Source organism: Chryseobacterium aahli (assembly GCF_022699665.1).
Taxonomy (GTDB): domain Bacteria; phylum Bacteroidota; class Bacteroidia; order Flavobacteriales; family Weeksellaceae; genus Chryseobacterium; species Chryseobacterium aahli.
The window spans coordinates 221,293-245,478 of the sequence record NZ_JALDNB010000007.1 but is presented as its reverse complement, the minus strand read 5'-3'; the positions used below and the strand labels follow the sequence as shown (position 1 = coordinate 245,478).

The 24,186-nt window shown below is 34.3% G+C and carries 24 protein-coding genes; 9 read left to right on the top strand and 15 right to left on the bottom strand.

Annotated features, from left to right (window positions below):
* The first annotated feature begins 114 nt into the window (after positions 1–114).
* Genes MQX03_RS12765 through MQX03_RS12755 form a run of 3 tightly spaced genes read left to right on the top strand, consistent with a single transcriptional unit; the run spans position 115 to position 2,248 of the window.
* Positions 115–696, top strand: a complete 582-nt coding sequence (locus tag MQX03_RS12765) for an LUD domain-containing protein (RefSeq protein ID WP_242803536.1) — start codon at positions 115–117, stop codon at positions 694–696.
* A 21-nt stretch (positions 697–717) separates the two neighbouring features.
* Positions 718–1,590 (top strand): phosphatidate cytidylyltransferase, encoded by an 873-nt coding sequence (locus MQX03_RS12760; protein WP_242803535.1) that lies wholly within the window; start codon positions 718–720, stop codon positions 1,588–1,590.
* Positions 1,591–1,594: 4 nt separating this feature from the next.
* Positions 1,595–2,248 (top strand): phosphatidylserine decarboxylase family protein, encoded by a 654-nt coding sequence (locus MQX03_RS12755; RefSeq protein ID WP_242803534.1) that lies wholly within the window; start codon positions 1,595–1,597, stop codon positions 2,246–2,248.
* Between the two features lie 82 nt (positions 2,249–2,330).
* On the opposite strand, the gene MQX03_RS12750 is transcribed toward MQX03_RS12755, so the two are convergent.
* The 4 genes from MQX03_RS12750 to MQX03_RS12735 form a co-directional block, all read right to left on the bottom strand.
* A complete protein-coding gene (locus MQX03_RS12750) occupies positions 2,331–2,678 on the bottom strand; it encodes a DUF1801 domain-containing protein (RefSeq protein ID WP_242803533.1) in 348 nt (115 codons plus the stop codon).
* A gap of 21 nt (positions 2,679–2,699) precedes the next feature.
* The gene (locus tag MQX03_RS12745) at positions 2,700–4,538 is read right to left on the bottom strand and encodes an ABC transporter ATP-binding protein (RefSeq protein ID WP_242803532.1); all 1,839 of its coding nucleotides are present in this window, start codon (positions 4,536–4,538) and stop codon (positions 2,700–2,702) included.
* A gap of 50 nt (positions 4,539–4,588) precedes the next feature.
* Complete coding sequence (locus tag MQX03_RS12740) at positions 4,589–5,515, bottom strand: M28 family peptidase (RefSeq protein WP_242803531.1); 927 nt, start codon at positions 5,513–5,515, stop codon at positions 4,589–4,591.
* Positions 5,516–5,726: 211 nt separating this feature from the next.
* Positions 5,727–6,116: a DUF4293 domain-containing protein gene (locus MQX03_RS12735; protein ID WP_242803530.1), complete on the bottom strand. Its 390-nt coding sequence runs from the start codon at positions 6,114–6,116 to the stop codon at positions 5,727–5,729.
* Positions 6,117–6,261: 145 nt separating this feature from the next.
* Between MQX03_RS12735 and rho the strand changes: the two genes are divergently transcribed.
* Both rho and MQX03_RS12725 read left to right on the top strand, forming a co-directional pair.
* Entirely contained in the window at positions 6,262–8,142 is a 1,881-nt protein-coding gene (rho, locus tag MQX03_RS12730; protein WP_242803528.1) for a transcription termination factor Rho, read from the top strand.
* 178 nt (positions 8,143–8,320) lie between these two features.
* The gene (locus tag MQX03_RS12725; RefSeq protein WP_129535249.1) at positions 8,321–8,917 is read left to right on the top strand and encodes a superoxide dismutase; all 597 of its coding nucleotides are present in this window, start codon (positions 8,321–8,323) and stop codon (positions 8,915–8,917) included.
* 55 nt (positions 8,918–8,972) lie between these two features.
* Here MQX03_RS12725 and MQX03_RS12720 read toward each other — a convergent pair whose 3' ends face one another.
* Together MQX03_RS12720 and MQX03_RS12715 are read right to left on the bottom strand one after the other, a co-directional pair.
* Positions 8,973–9,386, bottom strand: a complete 414-nt coding sequence (locus MQX03_RS12720; protein WP_242803526.1) for a DUF6146 family protein — start codon at positions 9,384–9,386, stop codon at positions 8,973–8,975.
* A 50-nt stretch (positions 9,387–9,436) separates the two neighbouring features.
* On the bottom strand, positions 9,437–10,636 hold the full coding sequence (locus MQX03_RS12715) for an endonuclease/exonuclease/phosphatase family protein (protein ID WP_242803525.1): 1,200 nt from the start codon (positions 10,634–10,636) through the stop codon (positions 9,437–9,439).
* 240 nt (positions 10,637–10,876) lie between these two features.
* Here MQX03_RS12715 and MQX03_RS12710 point away from each other — a divergent pair, with 240 nt between their 5' ends.
* Both MQX03_RS12710 and MQX03_RS12705 read left to right on the top strand, forming a co-directional pair.
* Positions 10,877–13,624 (top strand): carboxypeptidase-like regulatory domain-containing protein, encoded by a 2,748-nt coding sequence (locus tag MQX03_RS12710; protein ID WP_242803524.1) that lies wholly within the window; start codon positions 10,877–10,879, stop codon positions 13,622–13,624.
* 11 nt (positions 13,625–13,635) lie between these two features.
* Positions 13,636–15,732 (top strand): DUF5689 domain-containing protein, encoded by a 2,097-nt coding sequence (locus tag MQX03_RS12705; protein WP_242803523.1) that lies wholly within the window; start codon positions 13,636–13,638, stop codon positions 15,730–15,732.
* Positions 15,733–16,028: 296 nt separating this feature from the next.
* On the opposite strand, the gene MQX03_RS12700 is transcribed toward MQX03_RS12705, so the two are convergent.
* The 6 genes from MQX03_RS12700 to MQX03_RS12675 form a co-directional block, all read right to left on the bottom strand.
* Positions 16,029–16,499 carry a DUF6702 family protein gene (locus tag MQX03_RS12700; protein ID WP_242803522.1) on the bottom strand — a complete coding sequence of 157 codons (471 nt, stop codon included), beginning with the start codon at positions 16,497–16,499 and terminating at the stop codon, positions 16,029–16,031.
* A gap of 59 nt (positions 16,500–16,558) precedes the next feature.
* The gene (locus MQX03_RS12695; RefSeq protein WP_242803521.1) at positions 16,559–17,311 is read right to left on the bottom strand and encodes an LOG family protein; all 753 of its coding nucleotides are present in this window, start codon (positions 17,309–17,311) and stop codon (positions 16,559–16,561) included.
* Positions 17,312–17,317: 6 nt separating this feature from the next.
* Entirely contained in the window at positions 17,318–18,031 is a 714-nt protein-coding gene (locus tag MQX03_RS12690; RefSeq protein WP_129535242.1) for a nucleotidyltransferase family protein, read from the bottom strand.
* Between the two features lie 78 nt (positions 18,032–18,109).
* Positions 18,110–18,520 carry a RapZ C-terminal domain-containing protein gene (locus MQX03_RS12685; RefSeq protein ID WP_242803520.1) on the bottom strand — a complete coding sequence of 137 codons (411 nt, stop codon included), beginning with the start codon at positions 18,518–18,520 and terminating at the stop codon, positions 18,110–18,112.
* A 142-nt stretch (positions 18,521–18,662) separates the two neighbouring features.
* The gene (locus tag MQX03_RS12680) at positions 18,663–19,067 is read right to left on the bottom strand and encodes a GxxExxY protein (RefSeq protein ID WP_242803519.1); all 405 of its coding nucleotides are present in this window, start codon (positions 19,065–19,067) and stop codon (positions 18,663–18,665) included.
* Between the two features lie 87 nt (positions 19,068–19,154).
* Positions 19,155–20,174 (bottom strand): aminoglycoside phosphotransferase family protein, encoded by a 1,020-nt coding sequence (locus MQX03_RS12675; protein ID WP_242803517.1) that lies wholly within the window; start codon positions 20,172–20,174, stop codon positions 19,155–19,157.
* Positions 20,175–20,224: 50 nt separating this feature from the next.
* Between MQX03_RS12675 and xrtF the strand changes: the two genes are divergently transcribed.
* On the top strand, positions 20,225–20,755 hold the full coding sequence (gene xrtF / locus MQX03_RS12670) for an exosortase family protein XrtF (protein ID WP_242803515.1): 531 nt from the start codon (positions 20,225–20,227) through the stop codon (positions 20,753–20,755).
* Positions 20,742–21,188, top strand: a complete 447-nt coding sequence (locus MQX03_RS12665; protein WP_242803513.1) for an exosortase F system-associated membrane protein — start codon at positions 20,742–20,744, stop codon at positions 21,186–21,188. The genes xrtF and MQX03_RS12665 overlap by 14 nt, the downstream gene beginning before the upstream one ends.
* Before the next feature lie 238 nt (positions 21,189–21,426).
* On the opposite strand, the gene MQX03_RS12660 is transcribed toward MQX03_RS12665, so the two are convergent.
* The 3 genes from MQX03_RS12660 to MQX03_RS12650 all read right to left on the bottom strand — a co-directional run bounded on the left by MQX03_RS12660 (position 21,427) and on the right by MQX03_RS12650 (position 24,105).
* The gene (locus tag MQX03_RS12660) at positions 21,427–22,422 is read right to left on the bottom strand and encodes a cation diffusion facilitator family transporter (RefSeq protein ID WP_242803512.1); all 996 of its coding nucleotides are present in this window, start codon (positions 22,420–22,422) and stop codon (positions 21,427–21,429) included.
* A gap of 226 nt (positions 22,423–22,648) precedes the next feature.
* On the bottom strand, positions 22,649–23,641 hold the full coding sequence (locus MQX03_RS12655) for an aspartate-semialdehyde dehydrogenase (protein ID WP_242803511.1): 993 nt from the start codon (positions 23,639–23,641) through the stop codon (positions 22,649–22,651).
* A 32-nt stretch (positions 23,642–23,673) separates the two neighbouring features.
* On the bottom strand, positions 23,674–24,105 hold the full coding sequence (locus tag MQX03_RS12650) for a hypothetical protein (RefSeq protein WP_242803510.1): 432 nt from the start codon (positions 24,103–24,105) through the stop codon (positions 23,674–23,676).
* Positions 24,106–24,186 lie beyond the last annotated feature (81 nt).

Here is a 24,186-nt window from a genome sequence, read left to right as displayed (position 1 = left end):
ATACAGCCCGGTGATTGTAAAATTGCCGGGTTTTTTCATTTTAAAGCAATATTATTAGAAGCAATTCTAATTAATTTTCTATTTTTGTAGTAAGTTGACTAAAAATACATTAAGTTGAGTTTATTTAAGAGAATTGTAAGCAAACTAACTAATCAGCCTGAGGAAGATGACAAACAAAGTCTGGAGAAGCTAGGGGATTCGCTGAAAAACGCTGATCTTGATTATAAGTTCGCCCAATTGTTTACCCATTCCGGAGGTTTTTTTAATTATTGTGCTGATGAAGCTGAAGCTTTGCAGACATTAAACCAGATCTTAAAGATTGAGGGTGTAAATTCTGTGTTTTGTTGTGACAAAGATTTACAAAATTTTTTGAATGTTGTAAAGATTTCTCATACGCCACAACTTGAAACAGTCAACGATGCTGCATTTATCACTTGCGAATATCTAATTGCATATGACGGTAGAATAATGCTTTCCCACAATAATATTCTGCACTACCATTCTTCAAGGCTACCATCAAAAATTGTTGTGATGGCAAACGTTTCTCAGATTGTTAATAATCTGAACGATGCAATGGGGAAAATAAAGCGCAGCGGGAATATAAAAAATCTTACCTCAATAAGCGGAAATCATTCTAAACTAGATACCGCAACAAACAATAATACCAAGCTGTTTCTGCTGTTGTTAGAAGACTAGAAACAATCTAAATTTTAAATTTTGGACAAAAATCTTATTCAGAGAACCATTTCGGGGGTTGTTTACATTGCAGTCATTATTCTCTGTACTACGCCATTGGGAGCTCAGCTTCTGTATCAAATTTCGCCGGGTCTTGTAAAGCAGCAATATTTGTATTACGGGTTAATCACTTTTCTTTTGCTGGTAGGAACGTGGGAGTGCATAAAAATCATGAAATTTGGCAATGGATACGAAAAATGGGTGGTTTTACCCATCGTACTGCTTATTTTCTATATGTTCTCTAAACGGTATTTTTATCACGATTTTTATTTTAATTTCAGGTTAACGGAAATCCTTGCATTGGCACTTGTTGTGATTGCGGTAGTTACTTTATTTAAATTTACAAGTGAGCTATACTTTGATAGCGGGAAACTAATTTTCACAGTAATATACGTCGCTTTACCATTCTCATTTGCATTGGGTTTACCTAAATACTCTTCTTACGACAGCAATTTTTCGTTAGAAGTTATTTTCCTTTTTATTTTAATTTGGAGCAGTGATACGTTTGCTTATTTGGTTGGAAAGTTTTTTGGAAAACATAAAATGGCGCCTAAGATTTCGCCTAAAAAAACCTGGGAAGGTTATGCTGGTGGAGTAGTACTTACATTAGTTCTTTCTTATTTTGTTGAAATGTATCAGCCACAGCTTCGTGGGAATTGGATGGTTGTTGGTTTTCTGATTGCAGCTTTTGCGCCCTTGGGAGATTTGGTAGAAAGCCAGCTGAAAAGAACTTTCGGGGTAAAAGACAGCGGAAACATTATCCCTGGGCATGGCGGAGTATTAGATAGGCTGGATAGTTTTTTAATCTGTGTTCCTGTCGTATATTTGTACTTTATTTTAGAAAAATTTATATAAACTCATGAAGTTACATAAAGAATCAAAAGGCACCATCGTAGTTGCCAGTGTATTGTTTGCAATAATTGCGTCGGTAGCTATCTATTTCCTGGAAATGTGGTCGCTTTTAATCATCATACCCATATTAGTTATTTATGCTTTGGTGTTTTGGTTTTTCAGGGTTCCGAATCGTGATATTTTGGATCATACGGAGAATGTCATTGCGCCTGTTGATGGTAAGGTTGTAATGATTAAGGAAGTTGAAGAAACTGAATTTTTAAAGGAAAAAGCCATTCAGGTTTCGATTTTCATGTCTCCGCTCAATGTTCACATTTGTAGATATCCGGTTTCAGGAAACGTTATTTATAAAAAATATCATCCAGGGAAATATCTGGTAGCGTGGCACGAAAAATCTTCTACAGAAAACGAAAGAACAACAGTTGCTGTAGAAAGTATGACCAATCATAAAGTGGTTTTCAGACAGATTGCAGGATATGTAGCGAGAAGAATTGTTTTCTATTGTAATGAAGGCGATGCAGCAAAAGCCGGACATGAATTTGGTTTCATTAAATTCGGTTCAAGAATGGATATATTCTTACCGTTAGACACTGAGATTATCTGCAAAATTGGTGATAAAACCAAAGGAGGAATTGATGTGATCGCAAGAATGAAAGATTAGTATTTAGCAATTACAAAAAATAAATAAAGACCGTTTCGAAAGAGGCGGTCTTTTAGTTTTATCAGGATTGATATTGTAATTGTTATTTTATATGCTTTTTTACCTCATTGATTAGCGTCAATATTAATTCCAGAGGCAAATCCTCATCCATGTCAATCAAAAGGATTTTAAACTTCTTTCTGCCTTCTGAAATCAATTCGGGGTAATCTAATCGGTCGCCATGATAAAAGCTGATGTAATGTTTCTGATGCTTTTTGCTGTAATACAGATAACACAGCATTTTCTTTTTAAACTTAAAAAACGGAAGTCCGAAGCTTAAAGTTTCAGTAATGTTTTCAGGATCCGATTCTAAAATCTTCTTTCTTAAAAACAAAAGAGTACTTCGCTCAGGTTCATTGATTCTGAAGAAGTACTCTTGTATAGGGTTCATTTTAAATAAATTTAAAAAGATTTAATCAAAATTTTGTAGCTCTACGAGTTTGTGATAGGTTCCTCGTTTTGCCATAAGTTCCTGATGGGTTCCTTGTTCCATAATATCGCCTTTTTCCATTACGACAATCCAATCTGCTTTTTGGATGGTTGAAAGTCGGTGGGCAATGACTAAAGATGTTCTGTTTTCCATCATTTTTTCAAGGGCATCCTGTACAAATTTTTCAGATTCTGTATCCAAAGCGGAAGTTGCTTCATCCAAAATCATAATTGGTGGGTTTTTCAGAACTGCTCTTGCGATAGAAACTCTTTGTTTCTGTCCGCCTGAAAGTTTTCCTCCGTCGTCTCCGATATTGGTGTCGTAACCATTCGGAAGTTGAGTGATAAATAGATCTGCATTGGCAATTTTAGCTGCAGCAATCACTTCATCTCTGGAAGCTTCAGGTTTACCCATTAAAATGTTATTGTAAACCGTATCGTTGAAAAGAACAGATTCCTGAGTTACCATACCCAATAGCTTTCTGTATTCTTCGAGTTTTAAATGTTTAATGTCAGTTTCGTCAATTAAAATCTGACCTTCGGAAACATCATAGAACCTCGCTAAAAGATTTGCGATAGTTGTCTTTCCGCTTCCACTTTGTCCTACCAAAGCAACTGTTTTTCCTTTAGGTATTTTTAAATTGAAATTTTTTAGGATTAAATTAGATTTATCATAATAAAAACCAATGTCTTTAAATTCTATGTGAGCATCAAGATTTGATATAGAAACTGGCTCGGCAACTTCCTCAATTTTCACATCGGCTTCAAGAATTTCCAAAACTCTGGTAAGAGAAGCTTCCCCTTTCTGGATATTTGAAATAGATGTTGACAAACTTTTCATTGGCGGTAAAATTTGAAAAAACATTCCCAAAAACACAAGAAAATCTTCTGGTGAAATGCTTTTTTCTACAATAATTTGTTTTCCACCGTACCATGCAATTATTAAAAATGTTATAGATCCCAAGAATTCGCTCATTGGTGATGCCAGTTCTTTTTTTCTTCCTAATCTTATAGAGCTGTTGATCCACTTTTGCATCGAACCCATAAAACGGCTGTTCATTATTTTTTCAGCATTAAAAATCTTAATTACTTTTGATGATTTTAATGTTTCGTCTACGATTGAAAAAATAGTTCCCATTTCGTTCTGAGCTTCGTGAGAATCTTTTTTAAGGCTTTTTCCTATTAATGCGATTAATGTTCCCATTACTGGTAGTACCAATAACGAGAAAAGTGTCATTTCGGGGCTTAAGAAAAACAAAGTCACCAAAGTACTGATCAACATAAATGGAGAGTTGATCAAATCTACTAAGCTTCCCAAGATATTGCCTTCTACTTCACCTACGTCGTTTGACATACGAGACATCATATCTCCTTTTCGACTTTCTGTAAAGAAAGAAACAGGCAATGAAAGAATTTTTCTGTACATCGCTCCACGAAGATCTTTGGTAACACCAACACGATAATTGATCAAAAGATAAGATCCGAGGTATCTAAATATGTTTCTTAATAAAAACATGAATGCCGTGATAATACAAAGCCAAGCTAATACATTGAGCGTGCCGTATTCTGTAACTAAATTTTGTACCGTATAATTTAAATACTCTTTCAAATAAGATAATGCATCTACAATTTCGCCTGAATAAACCGGAGCCGACTCATATTTTTCAGGCTTGATAGTACCGAAAAGCATTCCTAATACTGGTAGGATGGCTCCTAATGAAGCTATCTGAAAAAAAGAATACAGCAAGTTGAAGGCTAAACTCCCGTAAATATATTTCTGATGAGGTCTTGCGAATTTTAGTATTTTTTTATATTCGTTCATTCAATAAAATTGGATAGCAAAATTAATTAAAATATAATGATAAGACGTTTTTAATTGAATTTTACTTTATCATTATACTTCGGATTGAAGTTTTTTGTGTTTAATTTTTCCAAAGTCTTCCCGAAATTGTTGATTAATTGGGTAAGATTATCAAAATCAACAACATTGATTTCGTCATTCAGTTGATGATAATGTTTGATTTTACTCATGTCTGCCGTAGAAATAGAATGGGCAATAATTTTTTTCTTCACAAAACTTACATTGTCTGATCTGTAGAATAATTGCTCTGACGCATAAGGGTCAGGATGTATTTTTAAACCATTTACAGCATTTTGATTAAACAATTCATCAAGGTCAGAAAATTCGTCGCCTGTGATGAAAACAGCATTTTTTCCAAATTCAGATTCTGTGGCAACCATTTCAAAATTAAAAAGCGCATCAAGATTTTTATAAATTTTATCTAAACCTTTATCTTCAGCAATTGCCGTTGAACCGAGCATTCCTTTTTCTTCACCATTAAATGCCATGAAAACCATTGAGAATTCAGGTTTTTTATTTTTAAAATAATCTGCAATTCCTACCAAAGTTGTAATTCCACTCGCATCGTCATCTGCGCCATTATAGATAGTGTCCTCACCTCCTTTTTTGCTCACTCCGATATGATCAAAGTGTCCTGAAAAGCCTAACGTTTTCTCAGATTTTCCTTTTTTGATTCCGCAAACATTGTACGCTGTTTTTCCTTTGTAATCAAACGGTACGAGATAAGAATTTCCGGTGCAGTATTCTAAATTGTTTTCTTTAAAAAGTGTTGCAATATAATTCGCTGCATTGTCATTTTCAGGTGTTCCTATTTCACGGCCTTTCATTTCATCTGAAGCTAAAGTAGAGATCACCGTTTTAATTCTTTCTGTAGATACTTCCTGTGCAAAAGCTGTTGCAGAGAATAAAGATAGAACGAGGTAGGTTAGTTTTTTCATATTGAATATTTATTTTAATTGAATCTGTCGCAATTTTGTGTAAAATGTTGCATTAAGCTTAATGTAATTTATGTTTAAAAGTAAATATCTAACAAATTTAAAATAAAACTGATACATCTCAGAGAATTTATGAGTCTTCACTTTAAATAAGAAATAAAAAAAACAGCTCCTAAAAAGAAGCTGTTCTTACTCAAAAAAAATCATTGTAAGGTTATCGGAGTCTGTCTACAGATTTTACGAGCCTCTCATCTTTTTTGATAAAAATATTTGCTATAAACAAACAAATTACCGCAATCAATGGGAAAACCGGCTCAATACCCTTCTCAGGAAAATCAATTCCTCCGGATAAGTTTTGTACCCAGTACACCAATATACCAATCAACAAAGCGTTTATAATGATGCTGATGTTATTCAGCATGATTTGTCTTTTTCTGTTTTTAAAACTAAACAAACTGAATGCACCTATCAAAACCAAAACAATCGATGAAATGCTGATAATCGGAACATTTCCGAAAACTTCTACATCTTGTCCTGTAATATATAGGAATGCCGCCGCTAAAACGGATAGCAAAATCCAAATAGTTTGTATTCTTTGTAACATAGAATTTTAAATTCAGGAGCAAAAATAACATAAATTTTGCACAATTCAAAAATAAGTGTAGATTTGCATTATACAATGTACTTGAAAACAAAAGTCACCGGACTTACTTTTCTTACTCACAACTAATTACATTTTTACTTTATATATGTTTAACATAGAAACGTTAAGGTCAAAATCCGTAACGGAATTGACTAAAATCCTAAAAGATTTGGGCGTTAAGGTTGCAAGAAACAGCACAGATAATGATAAAATCTTCGCAGTTCTTGATTTTCAGGCTTCCAACCCTAAAGTTACAAAAGATTACTTCAATACTACAGAAAGCAGCACTGAAACTGAAGAAAAACCTGCTGCAGCAGAAAAAGTGGTGAAAGCTGCTCCTAAAAAAGCAGCACCCAAAAAACCGGCAAGACCAAAAGTTGCCACAGAAACTCCCACAGAAGCTGAACTTGCCAAAACCGAGGAAGTAACAGAAGAGAAAGAAGTTATTGCAGAGGCAATCGTAAAAGAACCCGCAAAAGGTGCTGTAGAAGAAAGACCTGCAAACAATGCTTCAAAACAGAAAAGAAAAAGAGTAGCTCCTACCAATACTTCTGAAGAACAAACTCAGGAAAAAGAGGAAACTCCGATAAATACAGATCCTCAAGTAGCTGTAGCAACTCCTGCACAAGTACAAGCGAGAGAAGAAAGACCTAAAAGACCGCAACAACAGCAACAACAAGGTCAGAATCCGAATCAAAAAGGTTCAAACCATCCACAACAAAACGGTGGAAATCCACAACAAAACAGAAATCAGAACAATAACCAAAATCAGAATTCTAACCCAAACAACCCTAATCAAAACCAGAATCCTAATCAAAATCAGAACAGAAATTCTGAAAGAGAAGAAACTGAATCCAGAAAAGAATTCAATTTCGACGGAATGGTTAGTATTGAAGGTGTTTTAGAAATTCTACCAGATAACTACGGATTTTTGCGTTCTTCGGATTTCAGTTATATCTCTTCACCGGATGACGTGTATGTTTCAACTGCACAAATCAGAAATTTTGGTTTAAAAACAGGAGATACCGTAAGAGGTATTGTACGTTTACCAAAAGAAGGTGAAAAATATTTTTCATTATTAAAACCAATAGAAGTTAACGGGCGTGATTTGGCATTTATCAAGGATCGTGTTGCTTTTGAATATTTAACGCCACTTTTCCCGGAAGAGAAATTTAACCTTTCAGGAGATAATTCTACGATGTCTACAAGAATCGTTGATTTATTTGCACCCATCGGAAAAGGACAAAGAGCGATGATTGTTGCTCAGCCAAAAACCGGTAAAACGATGTTGCTGAAAGATATTGCTAATTCTATCGCAGCCAATCACCCTGAAGTGTATATGATGGTTCTTTTGATCGACGAACGTCCTGAAGAAGTTACCGACATGGAAAGAAGTGTAAATGCAGAAGTTATTGCTTCTACATTTGACGAAGCTGCAGATAAACACGTTAAAGTGGCTAATCTTGTTCTTGCGAAAGCTCAGAGAATGGTAGAATGTGGTCATGATGTGGTTATTTTATTAGATTCAATTACAAGATTAGCAAGAGCTTACAATACAGTAACTCCGGCTTCTGGAAAAGTACTTTCGGGTGGTGTAGATGCAAATGCTTTACATAAGCCGAAAAGATTCTTCGGAGCTGCAAGAAAAATTGAAAACGGTGGATCTTTGACAATCATTGCAACTGCATTGATTGATACGGGTTCTAAAATGGATGAAGTGATCTTTGAAGAATTCAAAGGTACCGGAAACATGGAACTTCAATTGGACAGAAAAATTGCCAACAGAAGAATTTATCCTGCTATTGATTTGGTTTCTTCAAGCACAAGAAGAGATGATTTATTGCTGGATGAGGTAACTTCACAGAGAATGTGGATTTTCAGAAAGTATCTTTCAGAAATGAATCCTATCGAAGCAATGGAATTTGTCAACAAAAACATCAGAGGAACTCTGAACAACGAAGAATTTTTAATGTCTATGAATAGATAGACATAAGTTAATATTGTTTATACGAAGCACAGATTGAGGTCTGTGCTTTTTTATTTGAATACAGTTCAAAATTGTAAATTAAAGTATCAATGTTAAAGATTTATTAAAATAATCTGCAATTGTTGATATTGGCTTAAATATTGGCTAAATTTACATATTAACATTAAAAATTAAACTTATGTCATTTGAATTACCAAAATTAGGATATTCGTACGATGCTCTTGAGCCTACAATTGATGCAAAAACTATGGAGATTCACCATACAAAGCACCACCAGGCTTACATCGATAATTTAAATAAAGCGATTGAAGGTACTGATCTTGCAGAATTGTCTATTGAAGATATCTGTAGAAATGGTGTTGAAAAGCCGGCTGTTAGAAATAACGGTGGAGGTCACTTCAATCACTCATTGTTCTGGGAAATTTTAACTCCTGGCGGAAGCAAAGAGCCGGTAGGAAGCGTAAAAGCTGCTATTGAAAATTATGGTGGTCTTGAGAAATTCAAAACTGATTTTTCTGATGCTGCAAAAACAAGATTCGGTTCTGGATGGGCTTGGTTAGTGAAAAACGAAGACGGATCTGTATCTGTAACTTCTACTCCAAATCAAGATAACCCACTAATGCCAACTGCTGATGCTAAAGGAACTCCAGTTTTAGGATTAGACGTTTGGGAGCATGCTTATTATTTAAATTACCAAAACAGAAGACCTGATTATGTAGCTGCATTCTTTGATGTAGTAAATTGGGATAAAGTTGAAGAGTTATTTAACAAATAATCATCATCTTTAATTAACAAAAAAGGTTCAGAATTTCTGAACCTTTTTTGTTATCTTATATATCACTTGATTCAATTCCATTCAGTCTCAAATTATACTTCCAATGAATAAAAACAAAAACCTGATATAATTTATATTCGAATTTAGTTCCGTAGTTTTTTTTGGGATCGTAATCAATCAGGGATTCAATTATATTACGATACTTTCCAGTGCGGTAATAAGAATTCCATATATTAACCAGTGAAGAATTTCTGCTTTTCAAAAAACTTTCAGAATATTGACTTATTGGTTTTGCAACCGCATTCAGAAAATAATCAAACTGAGTATCAATTACGGTAAGTTCCCATTCGCCATCATCATTTTTCTCAGGTTTCATTGCGGATTCTTCTTTGTCATTTTTTGGTGAAGATTGTGCAGTAAAATTCAACGGAATAATTGTGAAGATTATAATTAAGATTAAATTTTTCATAATCATAAAGTTACACAAAAAAAGCACTCAATTAAGAGTGCTTTTAGATTTTATTTTTTGATGTATTCTTTTTGAATCACTGATACTGCCGGAAAGTGATCACTATATCCGCCTGTGAATCTGTCACCATCCCAAGAACGGAAAGGATAGCCTTTCCATTGTCCATCTTTGTTAACTAAATAAGAAGGAGCATATATTTCCGCCTTAAACAAGCTGTAGGTAGGAGTTAATTTTTCTGATGAATATAAATTTTTTGAAATAATAATCTGATCAAATAAATTCGGAGCGTCTCTGTAGGCTAAAGATGCTACACCAGCTCTATATAATTTGTACATAAGATTGTAATAAGGCGATTTATCTGATAATTCGCTTGGGTCGCCAACCGATCCTAAGTGTTTTTTTAAACTCGGACTTACAGGATCATCATTGTAATCTCCCATTGATATTAATTTAATGCCTGGATGTTCTGACGATAATTTATCCATTTCATTTTTTAGAACGGCTGCGGCGGCATTTCTTTTTGGTTGAGAAACGGCTTCACCACCACTTCGCGAAGGCCAGTGATTCATAAATACGGCCATTTTTTCACCATCTAATAGTCCTATTACAACTAAAACATCTCTTGTATACTGTCTTTTTCCGTCTTCATTGTAGATTTTAATTTCTTTGGTGTAAGAATCTTGTACCACAAACCTGTTTTTCTGATAGATGATAGCAATATCAATTCCTCTTGCATCATACGAGTTGTAATGTACAATTCCGTAGTTGCTTTTTGCCAAAACTGGCTGTTTTATAAGGTCTTCAATTACTTGTCTGTTTTCAACTTCTATAAGACCGCAAATTGCCGGGTTGTCATTTGTATATTGTCTTCCCAATTCAGAAATTACTTTAGCTTCGTTTGCTAATTTCTGATTGTAGTATTTTGTACCCCATCTTTTAGGGCTGTTTGCTGTAAAATCTTCTGCTAATATTTGTCTTCTGATAACCTTTTTTCCTACTAAAAGTTCATTATTCCATTCTCCTTTATAATCTTCGGTAGTTTCCAAGAATTTCAAAGAGTCTAAGGGTACGCTTCGGTGGAATTTAGGATTTGAAAAAGGTAATGTTCCATCGATATAATCTGCAGATGGAATAGTATCCCAAAGGTTTTCTACATTTAAAAATGCTACTGCTGCTCTCTTTACCTGCTTTTGCTGTGAGAAAGAAAAGCTAAAACAAAGTACTGTGAAAAGGATTAAATATTTCTTCATCTTATTGTTATATTCAAAAAATTAAGGGGGTAAAATTACTAATTTTATATAATATTCAACATTAAATTATTTTAATAAGGTAAATTTTCAGTATTAATGATAAACACACGGTTTTTTTATGATAATTAAGGCTTGTTAAGGAAAATTAATAGTATACGGATTTAATTGTGCTTGTGTTTATGAAAATAATCCTAAATTTGTTGCCCCTTAAATAAAGTAGGTGTTAAAAAAAAGTTTATTATGATTAAAAAACTATCCCTAATCTCTTTGTTTACATTACTTCCGGCATCGTATTACTATGCGCAAACTACTGCATATGCATACGTTAAGGGTCAGGATGGTAAGCCTGTAGAGAGAGCCGAAGTAGATCTTGACAATTCTGTTGATGATGTAACTGCAGACAAAATAGGTTACTTCCAGTTTGTAGATTTAAAGCCAGGACATTATCTTATCACTATCACAAAACCAAATTTTGAGTCAAAAATTTTGGAATTTGATATTTCTGCTGATGAGAAGAGAAAAGACTTAGGTGTAATTGTTCTTAACAACAGCCAGGCAACAGATGCAGGTGTTGTTGTAATTGACGATTCGGCTAATGATACCGAAGATGGAGGTTCTGCAATGCAGCCTACAGTAGGGCTTTTGAGCTCAGGAAGAGATGCCTTTCAGAATGTATCTGCTTTTGAATTGGGTGCATATTGGTTCAGACCAAGAGGGGTAGATAATAGATTTGAAGACGTTATGTTTAATGGTGTTTCGATGTCTAAAAATGATGACGGAAGAATAGATTTCAGTAACTGGGGAGGTCTAAACGATGTTACGAGATATCCTCAGGAAAATGTAGATAATATTACACCCTCAGAATATGCCTTTGGTAATTTAGGAGGAGTTGTGTATTACAATACAAGAGCTTCTAATTACAGAAAACAGACTTCTTTAGCATATTCATTTACCAATAGAAGTTACCTTCACAGAGCGATGGCGACTTATTCTACAGGGTTAAGCAAAAGTGGTTGGGCGTTTACAGTATCAGGAAGCCGAAGATGGGGAGACAATGCAGTGATTGACGGAGTTTATCAGGATGCTTATGCTTATTTTGCGGCGGTAGAGAAGAAATTTAGTGAAAGACATTCAATCAACTTTACAGGTTTCGGATCACCAACATACAGAGCATCGAACTCTCCAAATACACAGGAAGTTTATGACATTATGGGTAAAAATTATAACTCATATTGGGGAATGCAGGATGGTGAAGAGAGAAATTCAAGAATAAGAAAGGTTTTTGAACCTATGTTTATGCTTACCGATTATTTAAAAATAGGAAAAAGCTCAAACTGGGTTAATACGGTTTCTTACCAAATTGGTAGCGATGCACGAAGCAGATTAGACTGGTTCCATGCTTCAGATCCCAATCCTACCTACTACAGAAAATTACCTGGTTTCGGAATTTTAAATGCCGACGAGTTCAGAGCTCAATCGCAAATCAATTGGAATGCTTTGTATAATGCCAACCGCCTAAACCTTACCAATATGGATGGTTCTCCAAGAGGAGCGGTTTATACAGTTGTGGAAGATGTAAACAGAGATAAAACTTTCAATTTTGCTTCTCACTTTGATACCAGAATGACAGATAATTGGAAATTGAATATTAATTTTAATTATCAGAATTTAAGATCAGATAACTTTAGAAGAGTTAAAGATTTATTAGGAGCTAATTTTGCATATAATCTCAATGCATTTAATAATGATGTGAAATATAATACAGATGATGCTAGTTCTGAGGTAAAAGTAGGAGACAGAACTCAATATTCTTATGAATTATTAAGAGATCAGTACTCATTAAATATCTCATCTGAAGTTGATTTTAATAAATTTAACATCGTTGCGTCCATTTTTAGTTCATATTCAGAATCACAAAGAGACGGAGATTACAGAAGCGGTCTTTTGAGATTTAAAGATAATTCTAAAGGGAAAAGCAGTATCTATGATGCTGTAGATGCCGGTATAAAAGGAAAGGTTACCTATAAGATCAATGGTAAAAACTTTATCGTTTACAACGGAGCTTTTTTCAGCTTAGCGCCGACTCTTAATGAAATTTACATCAATCCTAGAGCCGTTGATTATTTAACGCCGGGAGTTAAAAATCAGATCATCAACTCAAATGATTTAAGTTATATCATGAGAGGGCAGATTCTGAAATTAAGATTGTCAGGATATTACACTACAATCAGTAATGCAACTGAGATTTCAAGATATTATGCAGATGTAAATGACGGAAGTTTAGGAAATTCATTCAGTACATTAGTGAATGAAGCGATGAGTGGTGTAAACAAAAGATACATTGGTGCAGAATTAGGTTTTGATGTAAAAATAACGCCTACTTTAAATGCGGTTGGTGTAGCAAGTGTAGGAGAATATAAATACACAAACAATCCTGAAGTATCAACCTTTGATGATCTTAACGGGTTTAGAGGTTCAAAAGATACTTGGGGCAAAGCAAATATCAAAGATTATAAAGTTGCAGGAACTCCGCAAAAAGCATTTTCTTTCGGTTTAAAATACAATTCACCTAAATATTGGTGGGTAGGTGCTTCTGCGAATTATTTAATGGATCAATATCTTGATCTTTCAGCTTTAAATAAAACACCTTACATGTACACGGATCCATTGACTAATGATCCTTACCCGGGAGTTACGCCGGAACTTATTCAGCAGATTACTGCACAGAAAAAATTTGATGATCAGTTCATGTTGAATGCCAATGCTGGTAAATCTTTCCTTTTAGGCAAATACAGAATGGGAATCAGTGTTTCGGTAAATAATATCCTGAATAACAGAAACTACGTTACTGGCGGATTTGAGCAGGGTAGAAATGTGAATTTCAATGAAGCGCTTCTAGACGCTCAGAGAGCAACACCATACTTTGGGCCAAAACTTTGGTATGACAGAGGTACTACTTTCTTCACAAATGTTTATCTAAGATTCTAAACTTTACTACTATGAAAAAATATAATTCAATTTTAAAATATATTTTCATTGTCTGTGCTACGCTGTTTATTACAGGATGTGTACACGATGATAAATATGACGAGCCAGATCTTGCTAACTTTCAGTGTGCTGATCTTACCAAGACAATGACATTGACTGATCTAAGAGCAAAGTATGTAAATACGGTATATGCTTTTCCTGATGATTCTAATGATATCGTAGAAGGTTATGTTTCTTCAACAGATGAAACAGGGAATATTTATAAGACAATTTACATTCAGGATAAAGCTGAAAATCCTACGCAAGGTTTCGTAATCAGTGTAGACATGGTAAGTACATATACACAATATCCTCAGGGTTCTAAAGTATATATCAAACTTGCTGGTCTTGCTTTAGGAACTTATGGTGGAGTGGTGCAATTGGGAGTTAAAGATCCGGCAAGCACAACATCTGTTTTAAGAATTCCTGAAAAATTGGTTCCTTCAAAAATTTTCAGATCATGCTCTATCAGAGAGAACATTATTCCTAAAATAATGACTTCTGCACAGATGATTGCTACAAATGACAAGTATATCGGATGTCTGATCAAAATGGAAAATGCAGAATTTGACAGTAGAGTATTGTGTACAAATTATGCTCCAAACGGAGTTACGATTGATCGAGTGATTAGAGATGCGAGTACAACCACTACCAGAGTAGTAAGAAACAGTGGTTATGCATCATTTGCAAACCAGATTTTACCGTCAGGAAACGGAGAGTTTGTAGGTATTTACAGTAAATTTAATTCTACTTACCAAATGTATATCAATAAGGTTACTGACCTTAAGATGACTAAATTCCCTCGTTTAGATGGAATCACTTCAAATCCATGTGAATTTAGCGCAAATGGGTTGACTCTAAAAACTATTGCAGAAGTCAAACAAATGTATACAGGAGGAAACTGGACTCAAATCACTGGTGACTTTTATGTTAAAGCGCAAGTCGTTGCTAATGATGAGACAGGAAATTTATATAAATACATTTACGTAGAAGATGCTTCAGGAGGATTAAGGGTTAATTTAAACAAATTAGATTTATTCTTAGATAATCGTTTCAGATTAGGTAAAGATGTTTACATTAAGCTTAAAGACCTCTATGTAAGAAATGTAAGCGGAGAAATTCAATTGGGTGCATTGTTCAGTAACAATACCCAGTTTGGACAAATTGAAGAAGTAAATATTTATAAATATTTCTTTGATACCAATACTCCTTCAAGAGCCGTAGTTCCTACCGAAAGAACCATCTCTCAGCTTACAACTGCCGATGTAGGAAGATGGATTAAAATTAAAGATTTGCAGTTTATCAATGCAGATTTAGGGAAGACTTATTCCGACGGTACATCGACATCAAACAGAACTTTAGAAGACTGTTCTGGTAACAAAATTACATTGAGAACAAGCGGACAAGCAGATTTCGGAACAAATACTACGCCTTTAAAACCGGGTATTATAGAAGTAGAAGGAGGTAAAGGTGATGTTTATGCTATTGCTAGTTATTTTAACGGAACTTATCAGCTTTGGATTACTAAACTTTCAAATGTAGATTTAGATAATCCAAGATGTGACGGAAGTATTTATACTCCAATGCCAACTATCTACAATGATGGATTTGCAGCAGGTGGTTTCAGCTCAGACTGGACAACCGTGAGCGTAACCGGAGCTCAAGTTTGGAATACTTCTAACCAAGGTAATGGAACTAATTACTATGCAGTGATGAGTGCTCCATTAGGAAATCCTGCAAACGAAGATTGGTTGATTTCAAAGGCTGTTAGTTTGGTTGGTAAAACTGCTGCTACAGTCAACTTTACAACAGATGTTCGTTACGCAGGTAATGCTTTACAGGTTTATGCCACTGAAAATTATACAGGAAACCCATCAACTACTACTTGGGTACAGTTACCTGCAACTTTAGATACCAATACTGCAGCATTTGGAGACTGGGTAAGTTCTGGAAATGTAAACTTAAGTGCATTCTTAGGCAAAAACGTAAGAATAGCATTCAAGTATACCTCTACAACTTCTGCTGCGGCAACGTGGGAGATAGATGATTTTAAAATCAAAGCTCAATAATTAGCTTAATATGATAATTAAAGGCGGACTATTAATTAGTTCGCCTTTTTTTGTTTTAAAGTTTCGAGTTTTTAATTACTTCAATCATATCTAATTCTGATGATGAAAACTAATGGGTGGTTTTTAAGATAAAGAAAACTGAATGATGATGAACAATCAGATTTAAATATAATTCAGATAATTGAAGTAAGTAAATTGATTTTAAAATAATTTAATTAAATCAGAATGATGAGGTCTGAAAAACAAAAAAACCACCGCAAAAGCAGTGGTCATATAGTTTAAACTAAAAATTCTTATTAAAAAGAAACCTCATTCACCTCTTTTCCTCGTTGGAAATTCATGGTTTTTTGAGCTCCTTTATAGGCAATATTCACAAGGTTAATTTGTTTTGGGAAAGCACTTAAAAGAATCGTGTTTTTAATCTTTAAATTGCTCACCTCCGAAACACCGCTCGTTTCAAAATAGACCCATACAGTTTCTCCGCTTACCTGACTTCCTGTGAAAGTTAGGGTTTTGGGAGATCCATTTACATAAACATCAAAATTGTTGTTTACATATTTCTTCACTTCGGCTTCAAAACCTGCCGTGCTGCGGTTGATTTTGATAGCATCCGAAATATGACTGGTATTCATCTTTGTTGTAAACTTCAGCGTTTTGCTTCCATCAATATAATCGACTTTCGTCATTGATGAGAAGAAATCTGCCGCCATGAAACTCATGAGTGCAAATAGTGATAGAATACCTGATATGTATAAAAATTTTTTCATCTTAATTTATTGATTGTTAATCATCTTAGTAAATAAAATTTGCTCAAATATAATGCCAATTAAAAGTTAACATTCACCGCATACTTTTCATAAAAAGATTTGATGTGCTCCACAGCTTCGTCTGCTGTATCTACCACACGATATAGCTCAAGGTCATCCGCCGAAATCATTCCTTCTTTTAGCAAAGTATCTTTAAACCAATCAAGCAAGCCTCCCCAAAACTCTGATCCTACCAAAACGATAGGGAACTTTCCGATTTTATTGGTTTGGATTAAAGTAATCGCCTCCGTCAGTTCATCCAAAGTTCCAAAACCTCCCGGCATCACAATGAATCCCTGAGAATATTTTACAAACATCACTTTTCTTACGAAGAAATAATCGAAATTAAGCGAGTACATTTTGTTGATGTAAGGATTGAAATGCTGTTCAAAGGGTAAATCAATATTGAGTCCTATAGATTTTCCCTGTGCGTTGAAAGCGCCTTTGTTACCGGCTTCCATTATCCCGGGACCGCCACCGGTGATGATTCCAAAACCTATTTTGGTGATTTTCTCGGCAATTTCTACCGCCATTTCGTAATATTTCGTGTCAGGCTTCAATCTTGCTGATCCGAAAATTGAAACACAGGGTCCAATTTTTGCCATTCTTTCATAACCATCCACAAATTCTGCCATGATTTTGAAAACCATCCAGCTGTCTTTGGTTACGATTTCGTCCCATGTTTTTTGTCTGAAACTATTGTGTAATATTGATTCGTTGATATCTAATTCAGGATTTTGTAAACTTTCATCCCTGCTTCCTTCAATTCCCATTGTCTTTTATTTAAAATATTTTTCGGCTTCTATCACAGATGCCGGTCTTCCTACATCGATCAGAATACTGTCGTGCAGAAAACCATGAATTTTTTCGGTCTGCATCAGATCCAGATATTCTTCCATCACAGAAAATTTCCCTGTTCGTTTTATTTTATCAAAAATAACAGGGTTAATGCAGTGCACACCACTGAATGCGTAAGGCTTAAATCCCTTGTTAAACTCTGCCAATCGTTGTTCGCCTGTTTGCACATTAAGCCAACCCCTTAAAACCAAATCGTCGTTGAATAATAACTTACGCGAACTTTCTCTGTCCGATACTGCTAAAGTAGCAAAATCTTTAATCTTCTTGTGGTATTCTACTAAATTATTTATGTTGATGTCTGTAAGAATATCAGCGTTCATGATGATAAAATCTTCGCCATGATCAAGAAATTTTTTAGCAAAAACCAAACCACCACCAGTTTCCAAAAGTTCTTCAGACTCATCTGAAACTTCAATTTTACAATTAAAATTATTATTTTTCTTCAGGAAATCTACAATCTGCTCACCAAAATGATGCACATTAATCACAAAATCATTAATGCCAAAACCTTTTAGGTAGGTAATATTTCTTTCCAAAAGCGGAATGCCGTTTACTTTAGCCAAAGCTTTCGGATGATGATCTGTAAAGGGTTTCAGTCGAGTTCCTTTTCCTGCTGCAAAAATTAATGCCTTCATTTTTGTTATTGATAATAGATGAATAATAATTGATAGAAATAAATAGTTTTTAAATAATCATTTATAAATTATCAATCATCATTTATTATTTAGCTGGTGCTGTTCATCGTGGTGCAGACTTACTTCTACCTGATGACCATATTTTTCTTCAATAAAATGAGCAATTTTGATGGCAGAATAAACCGATCTGTGTTGTCCGCCAGTGCATCCGAAGTTGATTTGTAAGTTTTCAAAACCTCTGCCCAAATAGTTGTCGATATTGATGGAAACCATACTTTTTATCAACTCTAAAAATTTAGGCATGTCTGTTTTTGTTTCAAGATATTCCTGAACGCCGATGTCGTTTCCGGTCTGTATTTTATATTCTTCCACTCTTCCGGGGTTTAAAATCCCGCGACAGTCGAAAGTAAAACCACCTCCGTTACCTGAATCGTCTTTGGGAATGCCTCCTTTTTTGTATGAAAAACTGTGGATGTCTATGTGTAGCATATTTAAATTTTTATAATTGATGGTTGATAAATGATGATTGATTTAAATCATTTAATTTCTTTAAATTTTTTGAACCATTAAGATGTTTTAGTTTATAAGATATTTTAAGGATTAGATAAATCTAAATTAAGCGATATGCTGATTAGTCTGGTAATGATCTAAAATATTCATTAACAAATGGTTTTAAAGATTTTGTGATGTTATCAGTGAAAAAATTAATCAATAAACCTTGTGGTTTCTTTAAAATTTTCATGTACGTCAGTAACTGAGCTTCATGTATAGGAAGTAATTGTTCTATGGCTTTTAATTCTACAATAATACAATCATTTACAAGCAAGTCGATTTTCAAGTCAGCATCGATTGTAATTTCGTCATAGTTTATAGGAATTTTTACTTGTTGTATTACTTCATATCCATTTTTAATAAGTTCATGTACTAAACACTTTTCGTAGATGCTTTCTAAAAGTCCGGCTCCTAATGTTCTATGCACTTTAATGGCTAATCCTGTAATTTCATATGATAATTGAGTGATCTGTTTTTTCGTCATTTGTAAAATTTGTTTTAAACAAATTTAAAAGTTCTTGCTTAAAAAATCTTTAGATTTTACTTAATAATTCTTAAGACTTTCATTCTCTTAATGGTTCAATATTTCTTTAATTTTAAATTTAGTTTTATCCAAACTCAACTGTTCGATTACTTTTTTTAACTCAGGATAATTTTTTATTTCTTCCCAATTGTTTGAAAATGCTGTAACATTTTCTATTCCTTTGTCGATACTGGCGATGAAATGTTGCTTTTTTTGAATCAAACCACGGAAGCCGTAAGCTCCCAAAACTTGTAAGAATCTCATCAACTGAATAGGTTTAACCGAATTTCTTAGTTGAATTTGAATTTTCTTATTTTCAAATTGTTGGATGTAAAATTCAAGCATTTCGTTTTTTAAATCTTCAGGAAAATTGGCTTTCGCCTGAAACAGAAATGAAATCACATCGTACATTAAAGGACCTTTCATCGCTGATTGATAATCGATAAATGAAACTTCATTCTTGTCATTCACCATAATATTCCTTGCCTGAAAATCTCTAATCATTAAACCTTTCGGTTCAAGATTTTCGATGAGGTTAACGAGTTTTTTAAATTCTTTTAATAAAGTTGACTTATGATATTCCAACTCCATAACATCAGCAATGAAATTTTTGAAATAGTATAAATCGTGCATCACAGGTAATTCATCATAACTTTCGTATTCAAAAGTCTGGGTGAAATCTATTGTATTCTGTGTGAGAATTTGCAGATTAAAAAGTTTTTCTAAAGCCTGCTTTACCAAAGATTTTACATTTTCTGACAAACCTTCTTTCGCAATGATGTCTGAAAAAGTTTGACTTCCCAAGAATTCTTGGATGTACATTTTTTTGTCATCAGATGCCGTAAATATTTTCGGAGTGTTAAGATTTAAATCTGAAAATATTTCTGAAAAGTAAAGAAAACTTTCATTTTCGGGAATATTTTCGTTGTATGTAATGATATACTTTCCGGTTTGATTTTGAGCCAGAAAATTGACTCTTGCAGATCCGCTTTGAGCTAATGTGACAAATTCAGTTGATTTTTCGCCAAAATGGTTCTCAAAAAATCTTTTTGCGTTTTCAGAAGTCATAATATGGAAACAAATATACTAATTTACAGTCGAATTTTTATCTTTGCATTATGCTAAAGGACTTTAAGCCTGTTTTGGGGATTCTGTTGCGCTTCATCATCATTTATTTGGTGTTGCTTTTTGGGTATCAGTTTTATCTGAACAGCTTCAAAGCGCAAGGTCTTGATCCTTTTTCCCGATTGATTGCTGATCATGTTGTACTTGTGCAGAATGCATTAAATTACCCTTCTCGACTGTATGATGATGTTCCTAACGAGCAGATGTATTTTTATGTTAAAGATAAGACGGTAACAAGAATGGTAGAGGGATGTAATGCGGTTTCTGTGATTATTCTTTTTGTAGCTTTTGTATTTGCTTTTTATAAAGGAACTAAAACTTTCGTTTTTATTGTTGCCGGTCTCGTGGCGTTATACATCATGAATATTTTAAGAATTGCAGGGTTAAATATTGTAACCCGTGACTATTCACAATATAATAAAATCGCTCATGATTATGTTTTTCCAGCTATAATTTATGGAAGTGTAGTGATTCTTTGGCTGATATGGATTAAATTTTTTGCTTTAAAAAATGAAAATTCTTAATTGGTTTTTAGTTTTCTTAGGAGTTTGCGGGCTTTTTGGTGTGAGAATGCTGGAAGATCAGATTTTCTATGATCCTTTTCTGGATTATTTCCACGCAGCAAATAAGAATATTAATTTCTCTGAATTTGAATGGGGGAAGTTAATTCTCAGCCATGTATTGAGATTTGTTTTAAATCTTTTTTTCTCGTGTATAATCATTCATTTTTTGTTTAAAAATAAAGAATGGACGATACAAGGAGCGTTATTAATGTCTATTGTTTTTGCGATTACTTTCCCGATATATCTGTACTGCATTTATGACCGATTTGATGTAGGGTATCTTTTTTCTTTCTATATGAGAAGGTTTGTGATTCAACCTTTGATCTTGCTTTTGATAGTTCCGCTGTTTTACTACAGAAAACAGATTTTACTAAGGAGCAACCAAAGTTTATAAAAACTAAATTCCTAAGTTTAAATTATAGGATGTTTAAATAACGTTGCATCGAAGATTTTCAAATTGTAAACCGTCCTCTAATTATATTGAGGAAACGTTCTGATAGCCCGGATCGTAGCGGTTACCCCACACAAGCTTTGGCAAAATTGGAGTAGCTATAGATAAGCGGCTGTGTGAGGAGTATGAGCGGAGAGCCGGAAATGGCTCCTAAAAAATGCTGTAACTTGTATTGAGGTGACTAGTTAATAGTGTGCTTTTCTACTCTGGTCACGTTATCTGCAGTCCATTTTACTTTTTTGGTAAAAGGCTGCTCGCGAACAGGGCAGTCCATAATCTGACAAACAGGGCAGGAAATCGGTCTGCAGTCATCCATGTGGAAATTAAATTCAACCGTTCTTTTTGTGTTTTTGGCTAAAAGGAGAATGACTTTTTCCATTTCGTTATGAGCATCACGAAGGCTGTAATACCAAGGTAATGTGATGTGGGCATCGATGTGGAGAGAGGCGCCAAATTGCTGGATTTTCATGTTGTGAATGTCGATCCATTCTGTATGTCTGTTTTTTTCTAATAGATCGATAATGCTGTTGAGAAGTTCTGGATTTTGCTCATCCATAATTCCGCTTAATGATTTGCGGACGATTTTGTAGCCTACAAATATAATGTAGAAACCAAAAATCAAGGCAACGATAGAATCAATCCAATATATTTTGGTGAAGTAAACAATGATCAAACTGACCACAACGCCTAAAGTGGTAAATGTGTCGGATTGTAAATGTTTTCCGGAAGCGATAAGAACAAGAGAATTTTGTTTTTCACCTTTTTTAATAGATATGTAGCCTAATAAATAATTAATAATTGCGGTAACGGCAATGATGGCAATTCCCCAATCGAGCCCTTTTAAAACTCTTCCAGTCACCAAGCTGTTGATACCTTCGTAGATGATCATGATTCCGGCAATAGCGATCAATGCGCCTTCTATTCCGGCGGTGACAAATTCTACTTTACCATGACCGTAAGGATGGTCTTCGTCTTTGGGTTTCGAGGCTAAATGTAAGGAGTACAATCCCATAAAAGCGCTGATGACATTGACGATACTTTCCATGGCATCAGAAAATACGGCATCGGAATTTGTAAGTTTCCATGCGATGATTTTTCCGACGAATAAAATGATCCCAAAAACGGCTATTAACCTTTGGAAACCTATTTTATCTTGATTGGTGTTTTTTGTTGTCATTTTTTTTATCTTATGGATATTATTCAAAACTCTTCAAAATTAATTGCCCCCGACCCTAAAGGGTGTAATTTTGAAGAGTTTTTCAAAGAAATTTTGCTCCCTTTAGGGGTTGGGGTAAACAAAATTTCGGTATACTATAATTATAAGCAATAAGCCAATTCCTAAAAGCTTCTTTCTTCGATAAAAAAAAGAATCTCTTTTGGAGACTCTTTTCTTTTTTGTTAGGTTATACTAAGTTGTTTGCTACTAAGTATTCTGCAATCTGTACTGCGTTGGTTGCAGCGCCTTTTCGCAGATTGTCTGCTACAATCCAGAGGTTGAGTGTTTTCGGCTGTGAGAGATCTCTTCGGATTCTTCCTACGAAAACTTCGTCTTTTCCTTCTGAGTAGAGTGGCATTGGATATTCGTTGTTTTTTACGTTATCCATTACGATTACTCCAGGAGTTTCTGATAAGATTTTTCTTACTTCTTCTAATTCAAATTCGTTTTCAAATTCGATGTTGACGCTTTCAGAATGACCTCCTTGTACTGGAACTCTTACTGCTGTTGCGGTTAAATTGAATGTGTCGTCGCCTAAAATCTTTTTAGGCTCTTTCATTAATTTAATTTCTTCTTTTGTGTAATCATCATCTGAAAATACATCGCAGTGTGGCAGTGCATTTTTGAAGATCTGATAAGGATATACTTTAGCAACAGAATCATCACCAGCGATTTCAGCATTCAACTGATCAACGGCTGCTTTACCGGTTCCTGTTACAGACTGATACGTAGAAACAATGACTCTTTTTAAATCATATTTTTTATTCAACGGACCTAAAACCATAACCAACTGAATGGTAGAACAGTTCGGATTCGCAATAATCTTGTCTTCTTTTGTCAAAACATCTGCATTGATTTCCGGAACAACTAATTTTTTAGTGGGATCCATTCTCCATGCTGAAGAATTATCGATTACTGTAATTCCTGCTTCTGCAAATTTTGGTGCGTATTCTAAAGAAGTTGAACCACCTGCAGAAAAAATTGCGATGTCAGGTTTGGCAGCTATAGCGTCATCGATGCTTACGATAGTGTAATCTACCTGTTTATACTTCACCTGTTTACCAATAGATCTTTCCGAAGCTACCGGAATTAATTCTGTTACAGGGAAGTTTCTCTCTTCGAGAACTTTAAGCATCACTTGTCCAACCATTCCTGTTGAACCTACTACAGCTACTTTCATTGAATAAATAAAATTATTAAGTTAATATATAATTAAGCTCCAAAGACTCTTGTCCATGGAAATGCAAATGCAAATAAACCTACTGCGATTAATCCCATAATTACAATTCCTAAAGAAATGGTATCATTAGATTTTACTTTTTTGTTGATGATGGTCATCAAAACCGCAGCGATCAACATAGAAAATGGGTGCTCTACATATTGAAATCTTAAATCAGCATTTTTCATTACTGATCCCATGTCTAAACCTTTTGTGAAATTCATGATCAGCATGATGATACCGATCAAGAACTGTACATGGAAGAAAATCATGGTAAAGAGCGTTATTTTTTTTAGGAATTTATTTACTTTACCGCTATATCCGAACATTACTGTTAAGAGTGCGATGATAAATAAAGCAGTTAAAGCTAGCTCCAGATAGGCAAAACCTTTGTGGGCGCTCAGTAAAATTTTGTAAAGATCCATACTTCTATTTTTTCTATTTATTAAGTGTACAAATATAAAAAAATCCCAGCTATAAAGCCGGGATTTGGTATTTAATAAGTT